At 60.4% G+C, this 17,276-nt stretch carries 16 protein-coding genes and 2 pseudogenes; 6 read left to right on the top strand and 12 right to left on the bottom strand.

Annotated elements, in window-relative coordinates:
• Window positions 1–88 precede the first annotated feature (88 nt).
• A complete protein-coding gene (locus FRZ40_RS39155; protein ID WP_028367229.1) occupies window positions 89–514 on the bottom strand; it encodes a nuclear transport factor 2 family protein in 426 nt (141 codons plus the stop codon).
• Window positions 515–689: 175 nt separating this feature from the next.
• On the opposite strand from FRZ40_RS39155, the gene FRZ40_RS39160 reads away from it, so the two are divergent.
• Complete coding sequence (locus FRZ40_RS39160; RefSeq protein WP_147237848.1) at window positions 690–1,706, top strand: LysR family transcriptional regulator; 1,017 nt, start codon at window positions 690–692, stop codon at window positions 1,704–1,706.
• Here FRZ40_RS39160 and FRZ40_RS39165 read toward each other — a convergent pair.
• On the bottom strand, window positions 1,658–2,317 hold the full coding sequence (locus tag FRZ40_RS39165; protein ID WP_147237850.1) for a TetR/AcrR family transcriptional regulator: 660 nt from the start codon (window positions 2,315–2,317) through the stop codon (window positions 1,658–1,660). The two genes, FRZ40_RS39160 and FRZ40_RS39165, sit on opposite strands and share 49 nt — an antisense overlap.
• Window positions 2,318–2,586: 269 nt before the next feature.
• On the opposite strand from FRZ40_RS39165, the gene pdxR reads away from it, so the two are divergent.
• Both pdxR and FRZ40_RS39175 read left to right on the top strand, forming a co-directional pair.
• Window positions 2,587–4,122 (top strand): MocR-like pyridoxine biosynthesis transcription factor PdxR, encoded by a 1,536-nt coding sequence (gene pdxR, locus FRZ40_RS39170; protein WP_147237852.1) that lies wholly within the window; start codon window positions 2,587–2,589, stop codon window positions 4,120–4,122.
• Window positions 4,123–4,144: 22 nt separating this feature from the next.
• Window positions 4,145–4,750, top strand: a complete 606-nt coding sequence (locus tag FRZ40_RS39175) for a sigma factor-like helix-turn-helix DNA-binding protein (RefSeq protein ID WP_240057470.1) — start codon at window positions 4,145–4,147, stop codon at window positions 4,748–4,750.
• Between the two features lie 75 nt (window positions 4,751–4,825).
• On the opposite strand, the gene FRZ40_RS45905 is transcribed toward FRZ40_RS39175, so the two are convergent.
• From FRZ40_RS45905 to FRZ40_RS39185, 3 genes and pseudogenes are all read right to left on the bottom strand, one after another.
• Window positions 4,826–5,014, bottom strand: a complete 189-nt coding sequence (locus FRZ40_RS45905) for an SDR family oxidoreductase (RefSeq protein ID WP_275671137.1) — start codon at window positions 5,012–5,014, stop codon at window positions 4,826–4,828.
• 41 nt (window positions 5,015–5,055) lie between these two features.
• Window positions 5,056–5,571, bottom strand: a pseudogene (locus tag FRZ40_RS39180) (SDR family oxidoreductase); the annotation flags it as partial.
• A gap of 201 nt (window positions 5,572–5,772) precedes the next feature.
• On the bottom strand, window positions 5,773–5,988 hold the full coding sequence (locus tag FRZ40_RS39185; RefSeq protein WP_240057471.1) for a LysR substrate-binding domain-containing protein: 216 nt from the start codon (window positions 5,986–5,988) through the stop codon (window positions 5,773–5,775).
• 12 nt (window positions 5,989–6,000) lie between these two features.
• On the opposite strand from FRZ40_RS39185, the pseudogene FRZ40_RS39190 reads away from it, so the two are divergent.
• Window positions 6,001–6,456, top strand: a pseudogene (locus tag FRZ40_RS39190) (SDR family NAD(P)-dependent oxidoreductase); the annotation flags it as partial.
• A gap of 22 nt (window positions 6,457–6,478) precedes the next feature.
• Here the strand turns inward: FRZ40_RS39190 and FRZ40_RS39195 are convergent.
• The 3 genes from FRZ40_RS39195 to FRZ40_RS39205 all read right to left on the bottom strand — a co-directional run bounded on the left by FRZ40_RS39195 (window position 6,479) and on the right by FRZ40_RS39205 (window position 9,528).
• Entirely contained in the window at window positions 6,479–7,051 is a 573-nt protein-coding gene (locus tag FRZ40_RS39195) for a YbhB/YbcL family Raf kinase inhibitor-like protein (protein WP_028367234.1), read from the bottom strand.
• 114 nt (window positions 7,052–7,165) lie between these two features.
• Window positions 7,166–8,371, bottom strand: a complete 1,206-nt coding sequence (locus FRZ40_RS39200; RefSeq protein ID WP_147237858.1) for an NAD(P)/FAD-dependent oxidoreductase — start codon at window positions 8,369–8,371, stop codon at window positions 7,166–7,168.
• 254 nt (window positions 8,372–8,625) lie between these two features.
• A complete protein-coding gene (locus tag FRZ40_RS39205) occupies window positions 8,626–9,528 on the bottom strand; it encodes a LysR family transcriptional regulator (protein WP_028367236.1) in 903 nt (300 codons plus the stop codon).
• Window positions 9,529–9,641: 113 nt separating this feature from the next.
• On the opposite strand from FRZ40_RS39205, the gene FRZ40_RS39210 reads away from it, so the two are divergent.
• Window positions 9,642–10,844: an MFS transporter gene (locus FRZ40_RS39210; RefSeq protein WP_028367237.1), complete on the top strand. Its 1,203-nt coding sequence runs from the start codon at window positions 9,642–9,644 to the stop codon at window positions 10,842–10,844.
• 420 nt (window positions 10,845–11,264) lie between these two features.
• Here the strand turns inward: FRZ40_RS39210 and FRZ40_RS39215 are convergent, their stop codons facing one another.
• A complete protein-coding gene (locus FRZ40_RS39215; RefSeq protein WP_028367238.1) occupies window positions 11,265–11,909 on the bottom strand; it encodes a hypothetical protein in 645 nt (214 codons plus the stop codon).
• A gap of 276 nt (window positions 11,910–12,185) precedes the next feature.
• On the opposite strand from FRZ40_RS39215, the gene FRZ40_RS39220 reads away from it, so the two are divergent.
• Window positions 12,186–12,500 carry a helicase gene (locus FRZ40_RS39220; RefSeq protein ID WP_147237860.1) on the top strand — a complete coding sequence of 105 codons (315 nt, stop codon included), beginning with the start codon at window positions 12,186–12,188 and terminating at the stop codon, window positions 12,498–12,500.
• 127 nt (window positions 12,501–12,627) lie between these two features.
• Here the strand turns inward: FRZ40_RS39220 and FRZ40_RS39225 are convergent, their stop codons facing one another.
• From FRZ40_RS39225 to FRZ40_RS39235, 3 genes are all read right to left on the bottom strand, one after another.
• Window positions 12,628–14,304, bottom strand: a complete 1,677-nt coding sequence (locus FRZ40_RS39225) for an ABC-F family ATP-binding cassette domain-containing protein (protein ID WP_147237862.1) — start codon at window positions 14,302–14,304, stop codon at window positions 12,628–12,630.
• A gap of 419 nt (window positions 14,305–14,723) precedes the next feature.
• A complete protein-coding gene (locus FRZ40_RS39230; RefSeq protein WP_147237864.1) occupies window positions 14,724–15,953 on the bottom strand; it encodes a diaminopropionate ammonia-lyase in 1,230 nt (409 codons plus the stop codon).
• A gap of 54 nt (window positions 15,954–16,007) precedes the next feature.
• Window positions 16,008–17,261, bottom strand: a complete 1,254-nt coding sequence (locus tag FRZ40_RS39235) for a Zn-dependent hydrolase (RefSeq protein WP_147237866.1) — start codon at window positions 17,259–17,261, stop codon at window positions 16,008–16,010.
• Window positions 17,262–17,276: the final 15 nt, after the last annotated feature.

Genomic DNA, 17,276 nt, shown 5'->3' on the forward strand with positions numbered 1-17,276 from the left:
GTAAAATCGAACCGCTAAACTGCTTTAGCAGCCAAAACTGAAACTTCAACAATCTGCGCTATCGGGCGCGCCTATCGGGGCGACCAGACTAGATCGCTTTCAGCGCGCAACTGCGCAAATCGGGGAATGCATCTATCTGACGATCAAGCAGAATAAAGAGCCTCGCTATTTTTCCGTCGACAATAGAAAAGTGCAGATTGACAATGAGGGGATCGGGCAGCCCCGTCGTGTCAAATGTTCCCGTTACGGCGCCCGTCACCGTCGTCACGCGATAATGCTGAAACATCTGCATGACTTCTATTTTCAGGTTGTCGGCGATCACTTCCCTCGCAATCCATGCTTCAATAGCGGGGCGTCCCCAGAAATCGCGCAGCTGATCGTTGACGAGTGCATCCTCCTTGAAGAGTGCGCCCATGCCGCCGGCATCGGCGCGATTGAGCGCCAGCAGGAACGAAGCGATCACTTCTACGTCTTTTTGTGCGGTCGTCCGTATTCGGTCTTCCCGATCACGCATCCCGTTTCCTTAGCGGCTTCAACGAGCGGAAATGTTCGTCGATCCTGCCGCTTTTGTCTGCTATGTGTTGTTAGCGCCTGCTAGCGATTGCGATATGTCCATAGCGTTTTACCTTTGACCGCGAGTCTTCGTCTATAAACCAGCGTCGAAAGACTTCGTAAGGACAACGCGTATCATGGATTCGACAATGCTCAATCACCACGGCCCGCAAGCGGAAGAGGTTGTGGACACGCTCTCGGCAGGATTCACGACCAGCTACGCGGCCGTGATGACCTTCATCGCCGTCGCGAAGGAAGAAAGCTTTGCCAAGGCGGGCGACCGGCTCGGCATCGGAAGATCGTCCGTGAGCCGGAACATACAGAAGCTCGAGCAGCAGCTCGGAACCAAGCTGTTCTCGCGCACGACGCGCAGCGTCGGCTTGACGGCCGAGGGTGAGATCTTTTACGAGTCGTGCAAGCCCGGTATCGACGGCATTCTCAATGCGATAGAACGCATGCGCGATCTGCGCGGCGGACCGCCGCGCGGACTCTTGCGTGTCAGTTCGACAGTGGGATTCGGCAGAAAGGTGATCGCACCGCTGCTGATGCAATTCCGCGTTCTCTATCCCGAGGTGTCGATCGAACTGATGCTGACGGACACGTTCGCCAACTTCACGAGCGACGGCATCGATATTGCGTTCAGGAATGGGAGAGTGGACGACAGTCAGATCATTGCACGGCGCATTATCCCTATGCATATGATTCTCTGCGCTTCGCCGGAATACGCCGAGCAGAAAGGCTTGCCGATGCACGTCGACGATCTTTCACGGCATCGCGCCATCAATTTCCGCTTCTCGTCGGGCAGAATTTATGAGTGGGAATTCAAGGTGAAAGGCGCTCTCGTCAAACACGCGCCATCCGCTCACCTGACTTTCAACGACGCGGATCTCGTGCTCAATGCCGTTCTTGAAGGAGAAGGCATTGCGCAACTGGCCGGCTATCAAGCCTGCGATCACATTGCGTCGGGACGCCTGGTTTCCTGCATGAATCAGTTTGCGCCGGACGACCGGAATCACTTCCTGTGCTATCTCAGCAAACAGCACATGCCGTCACGGATGAGACTCTTTATCGACTTCATGCTCGAACGGATAAGAACGCTCAATCTTCAGTGTGCAGTGGATGCTGTCGCGTCGAACGGCGCCTCTGCCGTATGAAACAGGGCATAAACGTTCACGATGCGCTCGCGGGTGCCCGGCGTCAGCGCCAGGTCCATGCCTTGCTCGAATATCGAGCGCATCGTGTCGACCAGAATCGAGCCCAGTTTGTGGGCCAATACATCGACGGGCACCGACTCCAATGACGGAGAGCTTGCGAACATCGAGGTCGACGCGTCACGAAGCCTCGCAGACGCGACGCAAAACACTTCCGGGCTTTCTGTCCGCCTCCAGCCAAGATGAATCGCCCGGACATCGCGCGCCTTCTCAATGTTCGCCGCAAAGAACGCATCGGCCACAGCATTGATCATGTCTTCCGGATGCGCGCCATGCTGATCGCGGCACGCAAGCCGCACGCACGTCACGATATGTTCGAGATGACGGTGCACTAACGTGTCGATCAATTCATCCTTATTGGCAAAGTACTGATAAAGCGTCCCCACGGCAAAGCCCGATCGCCTTGCGACCCGCGTTGTCGTCAATCCTCGCGATCCCTCAGCGATCAGTATCTGTATTGCTGCCTCGAGTACAGCCTCGATGGTGTTTGCGGCGCGTGTCTGGCGCGGCAGTTTGCGAGGTTGTGGCGGATCCAACTTCCTGGCGTTCATCATCACAACGGTATGTAGAGCGGTTGAGCCATTCGCTCGTCACGAAAGTTCTCCTCGCGAAAAGCGCATGGTGTTGTGATATTGCGTTGAAAGTGCGCGCATGTAATGTGCCAGTTTTGGATTCGTAAGGTGAGCCACTTTTACGACGTCACAAACTTCTCGCTCAAAACGTCTTGGTCAGTAGAGAATGGCTTCGTGCATGGCTGACTGAATGCACATGACATTCGGTTCAAATATCGCTGCAAAAGCCGATTACTGACTTTTCAATCGTTATGAACGATCGATGTGAGATTCCAACGGAACCCTGCGGACGGGATCGGTCCACCCTCGTATGGTCCCTTTCTCTGGGCGCTCCCGATCCCGTAAAAGGCCTGCAGCGATGGCTGTATGACGCATTGAGGCTTGCCATCGTCAACGGCCGTTTGCCTGGAGGCAGCGTGCTGCCGGGAACGCGCACGCTCGCGCGGGAATACAGCCTCGCGAGAGGCACTGTTGCCGCCGCGTACGAACAACTGCTGGCGGAAGGCTATCTGGTCACACGCGTCGGGAGCGGTACGCGAGTGAGCGCCGTGCTGCCCGATCACAGCCATCCCGCCAAACCACCCGTGCCGACATCGGTTCCGATCGAAACAACACATACGCGCGAATCGCACGCCCCCTGGATCAAGAGGCTCGGGGAATCCAGTTCGCCATTTCCGCTCGCAGGCGTGAATGCGTTGCCGCGGCCGTTCCATCCGCACCGCGGCGACATTCGCCTCTTTCCCGTCGAGTTGTGGCGTCAGCTCCACGTGCGGCAATTGCGCCCTTCCCGGCTGCTCACGCTCAATGACACGAGTCCCGCCGGATTGCCCGCGCTAAGAACGGCGATTGCGGAGCATCTTGCCATTGCACGCGGCGTGCGCGTGCCGCCTGAGCAGATCGTGGTTGTGGGCAGCGTGCACCAGGCGCTCGATCTCTGCATGCGTGTGCTGACAGGGCCCGGTGACACCGTCTGGATGGAAGACCCCGGTTACGTCGGCGCGCGCCAGATCATGCACGCGAGTGGCGCCCGTGTCGTGGATATTCCTGTCGACCACGACGGCCTGCGCGTGCCTGACGGCATCCGTGAAGCGCCTTCCGCTGCACTGATCTACGTCACGCCGACGCGTCATGCGCCGCTCGGCGTGTCCCTGTCGGCGGAGCGGCGTGCTTCGTTGCTCAGCTGGGCTGCCGCAAGCGGCGCCGTCATTTTCGAGGACGACTACGACAGCGAGTACTGCTTTCGTTCCAGGCCGTTGCCGGCGTTACGCAGTCTTCCGGGCGCCGACGCGCATGTGGTCCTCGCGGGCACGTTCAACAAGCTGATGTTCCCTTCATTGCGACTCGCCTATGTGGTGCTGCCCCCGCGACTCGTCGAGCCGTTCATTCGCGCAGCGTCGGTCACGGTACGCAGCGCAAACGGCTTGACGCAAGCAGTGCTCGCGGACTTCCTGAGCGAGGGCCACTTCGACCGCCACGTGCGTCGCACCCGCAAGATCTACGCGAGCCGTGCGCGCGTGTTCGAACACGCGGCATCGAAGCACTGGCAAGGTTTGATCGATGTGCAACCTGCCGTTGCGGGACTTGACGTCGTCGGCCATCTGCTGCCATTCGACGAGCAAGCGGCCACGCAAAAGCTCAGTTTGGCGGGAATCGATGCAGCGCCCTTGAGCCGATACACGCATTGCCACACGCAGCGTCCCGGACTCGTGTTGGGCTTTGCGCCCTTCAACGAAGAGGAAATCGACCGGGCGGCACAACAGTTCGCCGCCGCGCTACGCAAGGCCTGATGAGATGACAAAGCCGCCTGCCATGCAAAAAGAAGCCAAAGAACGCGCCGACGAAGTATCGGTCGCATTCCTGATCCTGCTCGAACGTTTGCCGCCTGAGGCGCGCGCAGCCTTCCTGCTGCATGAACTCTTCGGCGCAGACTATCGTGAGGTCGCCGCCGCAATCGGCAAGCCGGCAACGGTATGCCGCCAGCTCGTGATTCAGGCCAAAGCGCAACTGCGCGATGAAGGTCCGCGTTATACCGTTTCTCGCGAAGTCCATTTGAACCTGCTACGTGAATTCGCACGTTCTATCGAGCACGGCGACGCCGATGCGATGAGTACATTGATCGATGACAACGCCATTCTGACTGCGGATGGCGGCGGCAAGCAATCGCCTGTCTGTGCACCGATGATCGGCGGCCAGCGCATTGCACGTCTGTATCTCGCCGTATCCCGGCGTTATGCAGGGAAGCTCGACGTCAAGATCGCGATGCTCAACGGTCATTGGGTTGCGTTGCGCTATACGAGCGGAACGCTCGAGTCGGTGCAATCGATCGAAACGGATGGCACGCGCATCGTGCGCATTCTCGTTCAACGGAATCCTGACACGCTCTCGCGTATTGCTGCACTCCTCGCACGCACGTAATTCCACTTGATTCACCGCTGGCATCCGCGTTCGCGCTTCGCAACACGGTTGCCTGCGGTGGTTATAAAGAATGTTCTATTGCAGCGTATAGCCGTTATCGACGATCAGGTCCTGTCCATACATGCCGCGTGATGCAGGCGACAGCAGGAACATGATCGCGTCCGCAATCGCCGACGGTTCGAGGAAGCGGCCGGAGAGCAGGCGCTGATTGACGCGGCCGGCAACGGCGAAAGCTGTTCTTCCGGCAAGCCCAATGTCGACCAGATGGCCGTTGCCGTCGGACCCGGCGACACGACATTGATCCTGACGCCTGCGGCTGCCAGCTCTACCGCAAGCGTCCGCGCATGCGCCTTGAGCGCCGTCTTCGAAGCGATATACGCGGCAAGGCCCGGAAACGTCACCTGCGACAGAAACGTGCCAATGAAGACGACCGACGCAGGCTTTGCCAACTGTTCGCGCAGGACCGACAAGGTGTTCAATGCACCGGCGCCATTCACCGTCCATTGACGCTCGAACGCGGCGGATTGGAGACCTTCACCCAACTGCGCAATGCCTGCATTGGGCAGCAGGAAGTCGATGGTACCGACTTGCCGCGCGCGTTCGGCAAGCGCCGCAAGATCGGCGCTTTCAGTAACGTCGCCCTTGAGCCATTCGAGCCTCTCGCCATAAGTGGCCTGCAAGGTCTCGAGTTCGTCGCGCATGGTTCGACTCATCGCCAGCACGCGCGCCCCATTCTTCAGCAAGCGGTGCACAGTCGCGAGTCCGATACCCGAACTTGCGCCCGTCACAACAGCAAAGCGGTTCTCAAATCCTTCAAACATGGTTCTTTCCTTTCCATTTGTCGGTTATGTTCTCTTGTCGATATCGCGCGATACGGCCCGCTACGACGCGCTTCATCAAACAAGATTCGGGCCAAGGAAAGAACACGCTATTTTCAAGGTTCCAGATACATAAGTTGTCGAATCGACCCGAAGCGATTCGACTGCTCCAGTAGTCTTATCGACAAAGAATCGAATGCCGCACTACGTTGCAAGTGTGAGATGTTGCGCGATGAATTCGATAAAGATCCGTGCACGCGCAGGCAGGTTGCGCCCGAATGCGTGAAGCGCTCGAACAGGCACCGACTGCAACGGCACGTGTGGCAATACGATCTGTAACCGGCCCGCGTACAGATCGCGCTGTACCGTCGTTTTCAGAATCTGCGCGATACCCAGCCCATTCACGGCAGCGACTCTCATTGCATCGCCACTATCGGCATCGAATCGTACGACGCGCATTTCGCCACCAATAACAAAGCGGTGTTCTTCGGCGTTCAAAAAATTGCGCCCGTGATGCGCGATGGCGGCGCCATTCTGTTGACGAGCTCGATTGCAAGCAGCCGCGTATTCGACGGCCACGCCGTTTATGCGGGCACAAAGGCCGCGATCGAAGCGTTTGCGCGCAGCTGGGCAATCGAATTCAAGGCTCGGTGCATCCGCGTCAACGTGATCAGTCCCGGTCCCGTCGATACGCCGATTCTTGCCAAGCTCGGCATCGAATCCGCTGAGCGCCCCGCATTCGAAGCCGCGATTGCAAACAGCATTCCCCTTGGCCGCCTCGGTCAAGCGGACGAACTCGCGCGAACAGCGCTTTTTCTCGTCAGCGGCGAAAGCAGCTTCGTCAACGGTGTCAATCTGAGAGTGGATGGCGGCATGTCGCTGACATGACCGGCCGCATTGCGTTCAACGTTCACTCCGCGGCACGATGATACTTCGCGACGTACTTCGCCTGCGCGATGATCTTTCCGTGCATCTGATAGGCGACGAGCGCAGGACTCGAGGCCGCCTTGACATCGATACCCGGCACGGACAACGCGGATGCCGTCACGACGTATCGATGCGCCGTGCCTTGCGGCGGACACGGTCCGCCATATTTCGACTCGCCGAAGTCCGTCAACGTTTCCAGCGCGCCCGCCGGCAGCATGGTCGGATTTCCAGAAGCGCCCTTTTCTAGCGACGATTGCGACGCCGGTATATTGACGACTTCCCAATGCGTCCAGCCGAGCCCGCCCGTCGGCGCATCGGGATCGTGAATGGTCACGACAATGCTTTTCGTGCCCGGCGGCACGTGAGTCCACGAAATATGCGGCGAAACATTGTCCCCGTGACAGCCGAATCCGCCGTACACCTGTTCGTTCGCGAACTGTCCATGACTGAGGCCATCGACCTTGATTGCAAACGGCTCGGCAATTGCGACGGAGGGTAAGATCGACAGCAACAGCGACGAGCAGAGCGTCGCTCGCGAAAGGGCGTTGGATCTCATGGTGCGCTCTGTCGAGGAGTGGAACGTGTGAATTCCAGCATTGCAGATGCAGCAGCGGCACGTGACCGCCCGTCAAGACGATCCATGCCGCTACCGCAACCAATGCAACGAGCCTTAACCGAACGACGCCTCGGGATTGCCCGCTGCCAGTGCCTCTGCGCGATTCGGTGCAGGCGGATAAATCCACTTCGTATTGATCATCTGCTTGCGCGCCTTGCCTTCGGCGTGCGTCAGCTTCATCTGCCGGTCCCAGCCTTCCGAATAGACGGCGCCCCACTCGCCGAGATCGACGCAGGTCGCGTAGAACGGCTGGCGGTAAGCGAGTGTCGGAACACCGATCAGATCGGCAGCGACATTGTGTCCGCCGAATTGCCCCATGATCATCGCGTGCTGACAGGACATCAGCGCGTAGTGTCCGTCGTCGTCGGCCAGTGCGCGCGCCACGTCGCCTGCAACGAATACGTGGGGCGCTTCCGGCACGCGCAGATCGGCTGCCACTTCGGCACGTCCGAGCGGATCGATTTTCGAGGACACCTGCGCAGCCAACGGGCTCGCACGCATGCCGCCCGCCCAGATCACCGTGCCCGCTTCGATGTGCAGGCCCGACGCCGTGCGCACGCCTTGCGCATCGACGGACACCACGCCCGATCCAAGCACCGTCTCGATGCCCAGCTTCTCGAATGCGTCGGCAATGAACGGACGCGGATTCGGTCCGAGATCGGGGCCGATCGTGTCTTGCGAACCGATCACGACGACGCGCACGTCGGCGTCCGCACCGAACTTCTCGCGCAGGCGCTTCGGCAATTCCGTCGCGACTTCGATGCCCGTGAAGCCGCAGCCGACGACGGCGACCGTATTGCGAGCCGGTGATGCAGGCAGCTTCGCCAACGCGTCGAGATGCCGGTCGAGTTCGACTGCGTCCTCGATGCAGTCCACGGAAAACGCACGCTCCAGGCCCGGAATGGGCGGGCGGCTCAGCTTGCTGCCGCTCGTCAGCAGCAGGCGGTCATAGGCGAGCGACTGCTTCTGCCCATCGGCGGACACGACGCTGACCGTCTTGTCCTGAACCGAAATGCCGTCGACGCTGCCCGCGACGAACTTCACACCGACCGCCTCGAACAGCGGCAGCAGTGGCGCTGCCATATTTTGCGGCCCGGCTTCATACATCCGCGGACGGATTTGCAATTCGGGCTTCGGCGAGATCAGCGTGATTTCGACATCGCTGCTCCGCACGCCAGCGCCATCGAGTACGCGAGCGGCGCCTAGCGCGCCCCACACGCCGGCAAAGCCGGCACCCACAATCAGGATCTTCTGCGACATGAAATTTGCCTTCGATTTGAGAGTTGCGAAGTCGACGACAGGCGCCCGTACTCATGACGGACGGCGCCCGATCGACGCTGGAGACCTCGCTTGTACGACTATCGACGAAACGGATTGTAGGTAGCTGCAACGCGCGCCAGAAGCACCGCGGACGTGTTCACCATGTTGTCTGCACGACAACAATCGGCGATGAAGGAAGAAGGGAAATGGAACGCACGCCGGACCCGAAGCAGCGTTCGAGCCGGCGTTGCAGACTAGCGCGCGAATTCGGTGGCCTTCACGGCCTCGGCCAGGTAGTCGACGAACGAAGCGATGCGCGCCGATATCGCCGTGTTGCGATAGTAGACGGCATTGATGGGTTGCCGCACGTCCTGCGTCTGACGCGCGAACAGTTGCACGAGGCGGCCTTCGCGACGGTCGCGGCCTGTCATGAAGTCCGACAGGCAGACGATGCCTGCGCTCTCCAGCGCCAGTTGCCGCAGCGTTTCGCCGCTCGACGACGCGATGCCCGGATTGATCCGATACGGCTCGTTGTCCGCGCCCACCAGCGGCCACACATTGAGCGACTCGGGCTGCGTGAATCCGAGCAGCGAATGGCCGGCAAGATCATCCACACGTTTCGGCTGGCCATGCGCCTTCAGATATTCCGGCGTCGCCAGCACGCGGATGCGGCTGCTGCCGACGGGGCGGCTGTGCAGCGTCGAATCCTTGAGTCGGCCGATACGGATTGCGACATCGGTACGGCGTTCGAGCAGATCGATGATGCCTTCGTTGCTGTTCAGTTCCAGTTCGACCTGCGGATAGCGCTCACGATAGCCCGCCACGAGCGGCACGATCACGTGAAGCATGAACGGCGTCGCGGCATCGACGCGCAAACGTCCCGAAGGCCGCTCGCGCCGCGCAGCAAGCTGTTCTTCTGCGTTCTCCACGGCGTCGATGATTTCACGCGCGTTCTGCAGAAACGCCTTGCCTTCTTCCGTCAGTTCCAGACGCCGCGTGGTACGGCGCAACAGCGTGGTTTGCAGCTTCTCTTCGAGCCGTCCCAGCGTGCGGCTCGCGCCCGACACGGTCTGATCGAGCTGTTCCGCCGCAGCGGTGATCGAGCCCGTATCGACTACCGTGGCGAAGGTTTGCAATTCGTCGAGTGTGACTTTCATACTTGATTTGAAGTCAAAAGTGTTTCCTTTATAGACCAGTTTTTCTGCAAAAGTAAAGCCGACACACTTCGTCCATCCGTTCAAGCTTGTTTCAAGCCTTCTGACAGACGACCATGCCACTCGCCCTTTTCGCGCTGACGCTCAGCGCTTTTGCAATCGGAACGACCGAATTCGTCATCGTCGGACTCATCCCGACGATCGCTGCCGACCTCGGCGTCAATCTTCCTTCGGCCGGACTGCTCGTCAGTCTGTACGCATTGAGCGTCGCCGTCGGCGCACCGCTCCTGACCGCGCTCACGGGACGCGTACCGCGCAAGACCTTGCTGATCGCGCTGATGGCGCTGTTCACGATCGGCAATCTGGTGGCGTGGCGCGCGCCTTCGTATGAATCGCTCGTGGTGGCGCGCATCCTGACGGGGCTGGCGCACGGCGTGTTCTTCTCGGTCGGGTCGATCATCGCGACGACGCTCGTGCCGAAAGAAAAATCCGCGAGCGCCATTGCGACGATGTTCAGCGGCATGACGGTCGCCTTCGTTGCGGGCATTCCGCTCGGCACGTTCATCGGTCAGCACTTCGGCTGGCGCGCGACGTTCCTCGTGGTTGCGCTGTTCGGCGTCGTCGCGATGCTCGGCGCGCTGTTCTTCATGCCGGATAACCTGCCGCACAAGCGCCCTGCGCCGCTTCTTCAGCAGGCTCGCGTGATTGCGCATCCGCGCCTGTTGCTGGTGTACGCAATGACGGCCGTCGGTTACGGCGGCTCGCTGATTGCCTTCACGTTCATGGCGCCGATTCTCGAACAGATCACGGGATTCACGCCGTCGCAGGTCAGCATGGTGCTCGTCGCGTATGGCGTGTCCGTCGCAGTGGGCAACGTGTGGGGCGGCAAGCTCGCCGATGCGCTCGGCCCTGTCAAGGCACTCAGGCGCATCTTCCTGCTGCTCGCCGCCGTGCTGCTCGTGTTCACGTTCACGTCGCACAACGCGTGGCTCGCCGTTCTCACGATGCTCGCCTGGGGCGCCGTCGCGTTTGGCAACGTGCCCGGTCTTCAGGTCTATGTCGTCAAACAGGCGCAGCAGGTCGCGCCGCAGGCAACGGATGTCGCAGCGGGTTTCAACATCGCGGCATTCAATCTCGGCGTGGCAGGCGGCTCGTCGCTGGGTGGCGTGATCGTCGCGCATTTCGGGCTCGGACATACGCCGTGGATTGCCGCTGTCGTCACGCTGTTCGCATTCGCGCTGACTGCGTTGAGCGGCCGCCTCGATCGCCGGGCGGGCGTACCCGAGCGCAACGTCGGTGCCGTCGCGGTGACCCACTAAACACGAAAAAAAGCCCGGAAATACCGGGCATCTGGCCGGTCTTATGGTTGGAGGAGCCCAATTGCACTTAAGTCGCCGCTCTTGGGGCAACCACGACGATCAATCATCCGTCGACCTGGCCGGCTATATGTAACAGGCCCTTCGGATTACGGCGGTCGGGGCAGTCGTTGGTCGTAATCGAAACGCTATGTGACGACGGTGACCGTATTCGATGCGATCGAGGTCGCTGCGGCAAAAGGAATAATGCGGTATTGCAATGAGTCAGCTAACCGGCGCAAACCAGCCACACGAATGACCGTGTGGCGGATATGGCGAACGACGCCTTCTGGCCAACGCGGAAAACCAATCAGGCGGAGCCCCCGGCTTTCGCCTTCGTCAAGCCCGATTAAGCAGACGCGGAAACAGCGCGCTAAATGTCGGTCAGTTCAGGATGTTTTTCTCGCAGTCCTCCCAGTACCGAAGCGGGTCGAGATAATGGGGATAGCGCGACTTGAGCCACTCTGACAGCCTGGTCCAATCTGGATGGTTGGTACCCGTTTGAGCAGACCAGATCGACGACCGTTCAAGAATCTGGCCGTTCCCGCGATCACGGACCAGCAAACTGCCTAATCCGCTCAAACTGTTCGCCTGTGACTCAACCAGATACCTTGGCAGGATCCTCAGTTCGGCATCGTTGGCCCATCCGTATACAGCGCGAACCACTCCGAAGGGATCTCGCAGCTCTGTGGGTCCGCTTGCCGGGCGTACGGCTACCCACCCTTCAGGGAATTCGGTGACGACCTCGTTTTTATCTTCCCTCACCCACTTCACGCGCCATGCCCGCACCATCGACTCGCGCATACGAGACACCGACTCGTAGCCAGCAGGCAACTCGATCGCCATCGGAAGCGCAATGAGGTTGTCTTTCCAAAGTTTGGTTTCGTCGTCGACGCGCTCAACCTCGTCGAACATCCCTGGCTCAAATGGGTTGTCGGGCCGGCTCGATACTCTCGCCTGCCCTTGGGGCAATCCCTCGAAAAGGCGCTCGGCGTCATGCCGGGTCAGTTTCGTCTTTCCTTTTTTCATTTTGTCTCTCTAGAGTACGGTTGTCGCTAGCGTTTGCACCTCACGACCGAAATCAGGCGGCCACTTTTTTCACGCGCTTCACCTGGCTTGTGATCTCATTGTGCGCCATTCGTCGTCTTCAACTGGAAACTGGGCAAGGACGGCGCCTGCTTCACCGCGTCGGCCCTGTCACGGGCTTTGCTGGACGGTGGTCGAATGGAGAATGTAAGGTGGCAGTCCGGAGCTGGTCCGTTACGCCCACTGCTAGAATCGCGAACTTTTTCCTGGGAGCGGAAAATGTCCTGGTTCATCTATGAAGTACCTGAATACAACGAAGACGCGGCGCGCATCGAACCCTTTAACGAACTTCGTAGCCGCGTCCTGAAAGTCAGTGGGCAGGCAATGGCTGACGAGCTGGAAAGCGTCCGCGAGAACGCCGCGACAACGGCGGACACGCCCACGCGCCCGCTCCGTGCCGCGGAAAATCCTCAGGTATTCCCGATCCCCTATGCCGACTCGATGATCCTCGTCGGATTCATTTTCGAACTGAAACGCGAGTTCCGACATCTGGTGGTGTCACCCGTGGAAATGCCCTGGCTGAAAGACGCATAAAGAGCGGGACGATCGAGGCGGCCCCAAACCTGCGAGGCGAATTGCACGGCCAGCAGCATCATGTTGCGAAGCGGTCTCCATGCACTCTCTGGACACCTGAAACGCCCTGCGCCCGCTCGGGGGTAACTCAGATGAGCTTCTGCTCTGCGGTAGCCTCCTCGCGAATGCGACGGGCTTCGTCGCGCAGGAACTGCTGATAGTCGTCCAGATCGCCGTCGAAGGGCTCGACGCCACCCTTGGTGACCAGCCAGAACTCATCACAAACCGCGCGCAGCAGGGCCCGGTCGTGACTGACCAGCATCACCGTGCCTTCGAATTCGTTGAGCGCCATGGCTAGCGCTTCGCGTGTGGCCAGGTCGAGGTGGTTGGTTGGCTCATCGAGCAGCAACAGGTTGGGGCGCTGCCACACAATCATGCACAACACGAGCCGCGCCTTTTCGCCACCGCTCATCGTGCCAACCGCCTGATGGACCATGTCGCCACTAAAGCTGAAGCTGCCGAGGAAGGTGCGCAGCGATTGTTCCGTTCCACTCTGGCCGGGCGCGCGCATGTGAGCCGGCGTGTCTCTGGCAAGGCGAATCATGTGTTCCATCGGCGTGTCGAGCGGGCGCAGCACGTCAAGCTCCTGCTGTGCGAAGTAGCCGATGTTCAGGCCTTTGCCTTCGCTGATTTCGCCGGAAATCGGCGCCAGCGCGTGCGCCACCGTCTTCACCAGCGTGGACTTGCCTTGGCCGTTTGCACCGAGAATGCCGATCCGCTGCCCGGCCAGCACCGAACGGTTGATGCCCTGCACGATGACCGTGGGCGGCGTGCCCGGCAACGCGTCAGTCGGCGCGGGGTAGCCGAAGCTCGCGTCCAGCATCGACAACAGCGGATTCGGGACGTTGAGGGGTTCTTTGAACTCGAAGTTAAACTCGGCCTCGGCCAGCACCGGTGCGATCTTCTCCATGCGTTCCAGCGCCTTGACCCGGCTCTGGGCCTGTTTTGCCTTCGAGGCCTTGGCCTTGAAACGGTCGATGAATTTCTGCAGGTGAGCGATCTTGTCCGCTTGCCGGGCTACCGCGGCCTGCTGCAACACGAGCTGCTCCGCGCGCATGTCTTCGAACTTGCTGTAGTTGCCGCCATAGCGCACGAGCCTGGCGTTGTCGACGTGCACCGTCACCTCCGTCACCGCATCGAGGAATTCTCGGTCGTGGCTGATCACGACCATCGTTCCCTGATAGCGCTTGAGCCAGGCTTCCAGCCACACCAGCGCGTCGAGGTCGAGGTGGTTGGTCGGCTCGTCGAGCAGTAGCAGGTCGGACGGGCACATGAGCGCGCGCGCCAGCTGCAGCCGCATGCGCCAGCCGCCGGAGAAGCTGTTGACCGGCTGGCTAAGCTGCGCAGCACTGAAACCAAGGCCCAGGATCAGCGCTTGGGCACGTGCGGGGGCATCATGTGCGCCGGCGTCGTGTAGGGCCATGTACGCGTGCGCCATGCGCATGCCGTCGTCGCTAGCTTCGGCGGCGGCTACTTCGGCCTGTGCGGCCAGCAACACGGTGTCACCTTCGATTACGAAGTCCGTTGCGCTCTGCTCGGTCTCCGGCATTTCCTGCGCGACCTGGCCCATCTTCCACGCGCCGGGAATCGAAAACTCGCCGCTGTCTTCGTGCAACGTGCCGTTGAGAAGGCCGAAGAAGGACGATTTTCCGGCGCCATTGCGCCCGACAAGGCCAATCTTTTCGCCTGGCGTGAATGTGATGGAGGCGCGGTCGAGTACGACATTTACGCCGCGGCGGAGTGTGAGATTACGGACGGAAATCATAAGTAGCTACTTCGGAGAGGATCGCCATGATAGCCGAGCGGACCTGCAGGACTGTCTCTTCTCCGATCCTCCGCCGCTTTGCGGCGCACACCGGCAACAAAACGAAGCGGCCTTCGCGCACCAGGCGTACCGGCTGCGGGGCCAGCGAACATGGCGGTGAACGACGAATCCTGGCCCGAACCGTGCCTGCGCGGACAACCGATGCGAACGGGTCTGTCGATGACGATGCATTGAGCAGCTACGTCACGGGACATGCAGGCATTCGCGAGAAGCTGCGCGGATTCATTTGTGAAGCCCCGACCGAGATGTATAGAGCCACGATGCCATGTATTGAACCGACGCGATTGCTTCAATCGGGAGTGTCGTCCAGATACTGGATGCCGTCATCGCGACTGAGATGACGGCGAGAGGCAGTTCGCTCAGGCTGTCGCTTTGGCTCGCCAGGCCAATTGGCGCTCGAGGACGGATTCGGCAGTCTCGCCAACCAGCTCGTGATAGGTTGCGGGTGCCGTCGCGCCTTCAGTATTGACAACCAATACACGGGAAGAACCATCGAGGCCCACTTTCCTGGCCAGTTGCTGGTCTTGCAGCAACACGATGAGACCCGCAAGACCCGCCACGCCCGACTCGCCCGCGACGATCGGCGCATCGATATCGCTGCCCGCAGCCAGGATGCGCATGGCGTTCACTGCATCGTCATCGCTGATCGTCATGAAGTCATCTACGCTGTGCTGCAGAAACTTCCATGCAAGCGGCGAGGTCTCGCCGCAAGCGAGCCCGGCCATCACGGAGTCCACCGATCCCGTCGCACGCGCAGCGCGTCCTGCCAATGCGCTCTGATACAGGCAGTCGGCCTGCCCGGGTTCGACGACCACGAATCGCGGACGATGCTCGCCATGAAATTCCCACAGATAACTGACCAATCCGGCTGCAAGGCCGCCGACTCCGCCCTGAAGGAACACATGCGTGTACGCCGGCTGATCCGGCTGGCTATCGCTCTGCCCGACGACCTCCGCCGCAATTGTGCCGTAGCCTTGCATCACATCGCGAGGGATGTCTTCGTAACCGTCGTAGGACGTATCGGAAACGACGTGCCAGCCGTTCACCGAAGCCAGGCGCGCCGCCTCTTCGACAGACTCATCGTAGTTTCCGGCGATCCTGACGATTTCGGCACCGTACGCCGCAATGGCCTTCTCGCGCTCGACGCTGACATTAGCGTGCAGCACGATCACACACCGGCAACCGAGCGTTTGCGCGGCAGCCGCCAGTCCCTTTCCGTGATTGCCGTCCGTGGCACTCACCACCGTGAAATGCGTCAGCAGGTCCCGATAGCGTCCTTCAAAAAGCCCATGTGCATCGAGATCATGATTCGGCCACAGACGCTGAATCAGGCGTACCAGTGCGATAGGCGCACCCAGGGCCTTGAAGCTGCCCAGTACGGAGCGCGCTGACTCGTCCTTGATGTTGATGCTGCCGACCTTGAGCCTCGCGGCCAGTCCGGGTAAGTCGCGCAGCGGCGTCGCATCGGACGAAATCTTGTCCCAGCAGGAAAGCCATGCACGGCTTTCCTGTGCTTTCTCAATGCTGAGAATTGCCTTCAACTCAGCGGGATAGGCAGCGCGCGTTGCGCGTGGATTGGCTACCAGCATGACCGTGATACTCCATTAACGAATGATGTGAATTGGCGAATGGGAGAGCCGTGCTCACTGTGCGAGTCGCTTGAGCACGACATCCAGCAGGACGTTCGCGCCGTCGATGAGCTGATCGTCGTCCGTGTGTTCGCGCGGGTTATGGCTGATGCCGCCGCGGCTCGGCACGAATATCATCGCGGCCGGCGCGATGCGCGCGATCATCTGCGCGTCGTGTCCGGCACCGGACGTCATCCGGCGATGCGTGAAGCCCATGCGCTCTGCCGAGGCTTCGATCGCGTCGGCCAGTCCCGCATCGAATACCACAGGCTCGAAACGGACCAGGCGTTCCGTCGTGATCTTCACGCCTTCCTTCTGCGCGATCTCTGCGAGGAATTCGGCGAGGCGCCGCTCGGCGTCCTGCAGGCGTTGCTCGTCCGGATCACGCAAATCCACCGTAAACACAGCCTTACGCGGAATCACGTTGATGACGTTCGGCTCGATGCGCAGCATGCCGATCGTCGCCAGCGTGGTGCCGGCGGTAACAGCCAGTTCTCGCAGGAACGTCGACACGGAAGCAGCCACCCAGCCCGCGTCATGGCGAAGCCGCGTTGGCGTCGTACCCGCGTGATTGGCGTTCCCCTGAACGGTAATCTGCTGCCACGAGATGCCCTGGAGATTCTCAACAACACCAATGCTGATGTTCTCTGCTTCGAGAATCGGGCCCTGCTCGATATGTAGTTCGAGGTATTCATGCGGAACCATCGCGCCAGGCTCCAGGTCACCCCCATAACCAATGCGCGCGAGTTCGTCGCCAAGGCGTGTGCCGTCGATGCCAACCGTATTCAGCGCTGCGTCAACGGACAGGCCGCCAGCGTAGACCAGCGAGCCCATCATGTCCGGCTGATAGCGGATGCCTTCCTCGTTGGTGAACGCGCCAATGGTGATGGAACGCTGCGGCCTGATGCCTGCCCGACGAAAGGCTCTCACGACCGCGAGCCCAGCCAGCACGCCGTAACAGCCATCGAGCGCTCCGGCATTTTTAACCGTGTCGATGTGCGAACCCATCATCAATGGACGCTGACTGCCATCATCCGAATCGGAACGCAACGTGCCGAATATATTGCCGATGCGATCGACGCGGACATCGAGGTCCAGATCGCGCATCCATTCGACGACAAGGTCACGGCCGGCCTTCTCATCGTCAGTCAACGCGATGCGCGTCCGGCCACCGGCATCACGATCGGCGCCCACTTCGCCGAGCTGGCGCAGTTGCTCGATCATCAACGCACCGTCGAGTGTCAGCGATGAAGATACAAACGTATTCATTGATTTCCCTTTAAT

Source organism: Paraburkholderia azotifigens (assembly GCF_007995085.1).
Taxonomy (GTDB): domain Bacteria; phylum Pseudomonadota; class Gammaproteobacteria; order Burkholderiales; family Burkholderiaceae; genus Paraburkholderia; species Paraburkholderia azotifigens.

What these genes read in the sequence shown, in the direction of transcription:
- FRZ40_RS39160 (WP_147237848.1), top strand. Translation starts at nt 690, where the DNA reads ATGGATTCGACAATGCTCAATCACCACGGCCCGCAAGCGGAAGAGGTT.
- FRZ40_RS39230 (WP_147237864.1), bottom strand. Translation starts at nt 15,953, where the DNA reads ATGCTGGTAGCCAATCCACGCGCAACGCGCGCTGCCTATCCCGCTGAG.
- FRZ40_RS39235 (WP_147237866.1), bottom strand. Translation starts at nt 17,261, where the DNA reads ATGAATACGTTTGTATCTTCATCGCTGACACTCGACGGTGCGTTGATG.
- FRZ40_RS39225 (WP_147237862.1), bottom strand. Translation starts at nt 14,304, where the DNA reads ATGATTTCCGTCCGTAATCTCACACTCCGCCGCGGCGTAAATGTCGTA.
- FRZ40_RS39200 (WP_147237858.1), bottom strand. Translation starts at nt 8,371, where the DNA reads ATGTCGCAGAAGATCCTGATTGTGGGTGCCGGCTTTGCCGGCGTGTGG.
- FRZ40_RS39215 (WP_028367238.1), bottom strand. Translation starts at nt 11,909, where the DNA reads ATGAAAAAAGGAAAGACGAAACTGACCCGGCATGACGCCGAGCGCCTT.
- FRZ40_RS39175 (WP_240057470.1), top strand. Translation starts at nt 4,145, where the DNA reads ATGCAAAAAGAAGCCAAAGAACGCGCCGACGAAGTATCGGTCGCATTC.
- FRZ40_RS39155 (WP_028367229.1), bottom strand. Translation starts at nt 514, where the DNA reads ATGCGTGATCGGGAAGACCGAATACGGACGACCGCACAAAAAGACGTA.
- FRZ40_RS39195 (WP_028367234.1), bottom strand. Translation starts at nt 7,051, where the DNA reads ATGAGATCCAACGCCCTTTCGCGAGCGACGCTCTGCTCGTCGCTGTTG.
- FRZ40_RS39220 (WP_147237860.1), top strand. Translation starts at nt 12,186, where the DNA reads ATGTCCTGGTTCATCTATGAAGTACCTGAATACAACGAAGACGCGGCG.
- FRZ40_RS39210 (WP_028367237.1), top strand. Translation starts at nt 9,642, where the DNA reads ATGCCACTCGCCCTTTTCGCGCTGACGCTCAGCGCTTTTGCAATCGGA.
- pdxR (WP_147237852.1), top strand. Translation starts at nt 2,587, where the DNA reads ATGAACGATCGATGTGAGATTCCAACGGAACCCTGCGGACGGGATCGG.
- FRZ40_RS39185 (WP_240057471.1), bottom strand. Translation starts at nt 5,988, where the DNA reads ATGAGAGTCGCTGCCGTGAATGGGCTGGGTATCGCGCAGATTCTGAAA.
- FRZ40_RS39205 (WP_028367236.1), bottom strand. Translation starts at nt 9,528, where the DNA reads ATGAAAGTCACACTCGACGAATTGCAAACCTTCGCCACGGTAGTCGAT.
- FRZ40_RS39165 (WP_147237850.1), bottom strand. Translation starts at nt 2,317, where the DNA reads ATGATGAACGCCAGGAAGTTGGATCCGCCACAACCTCGCAAACTGCCG.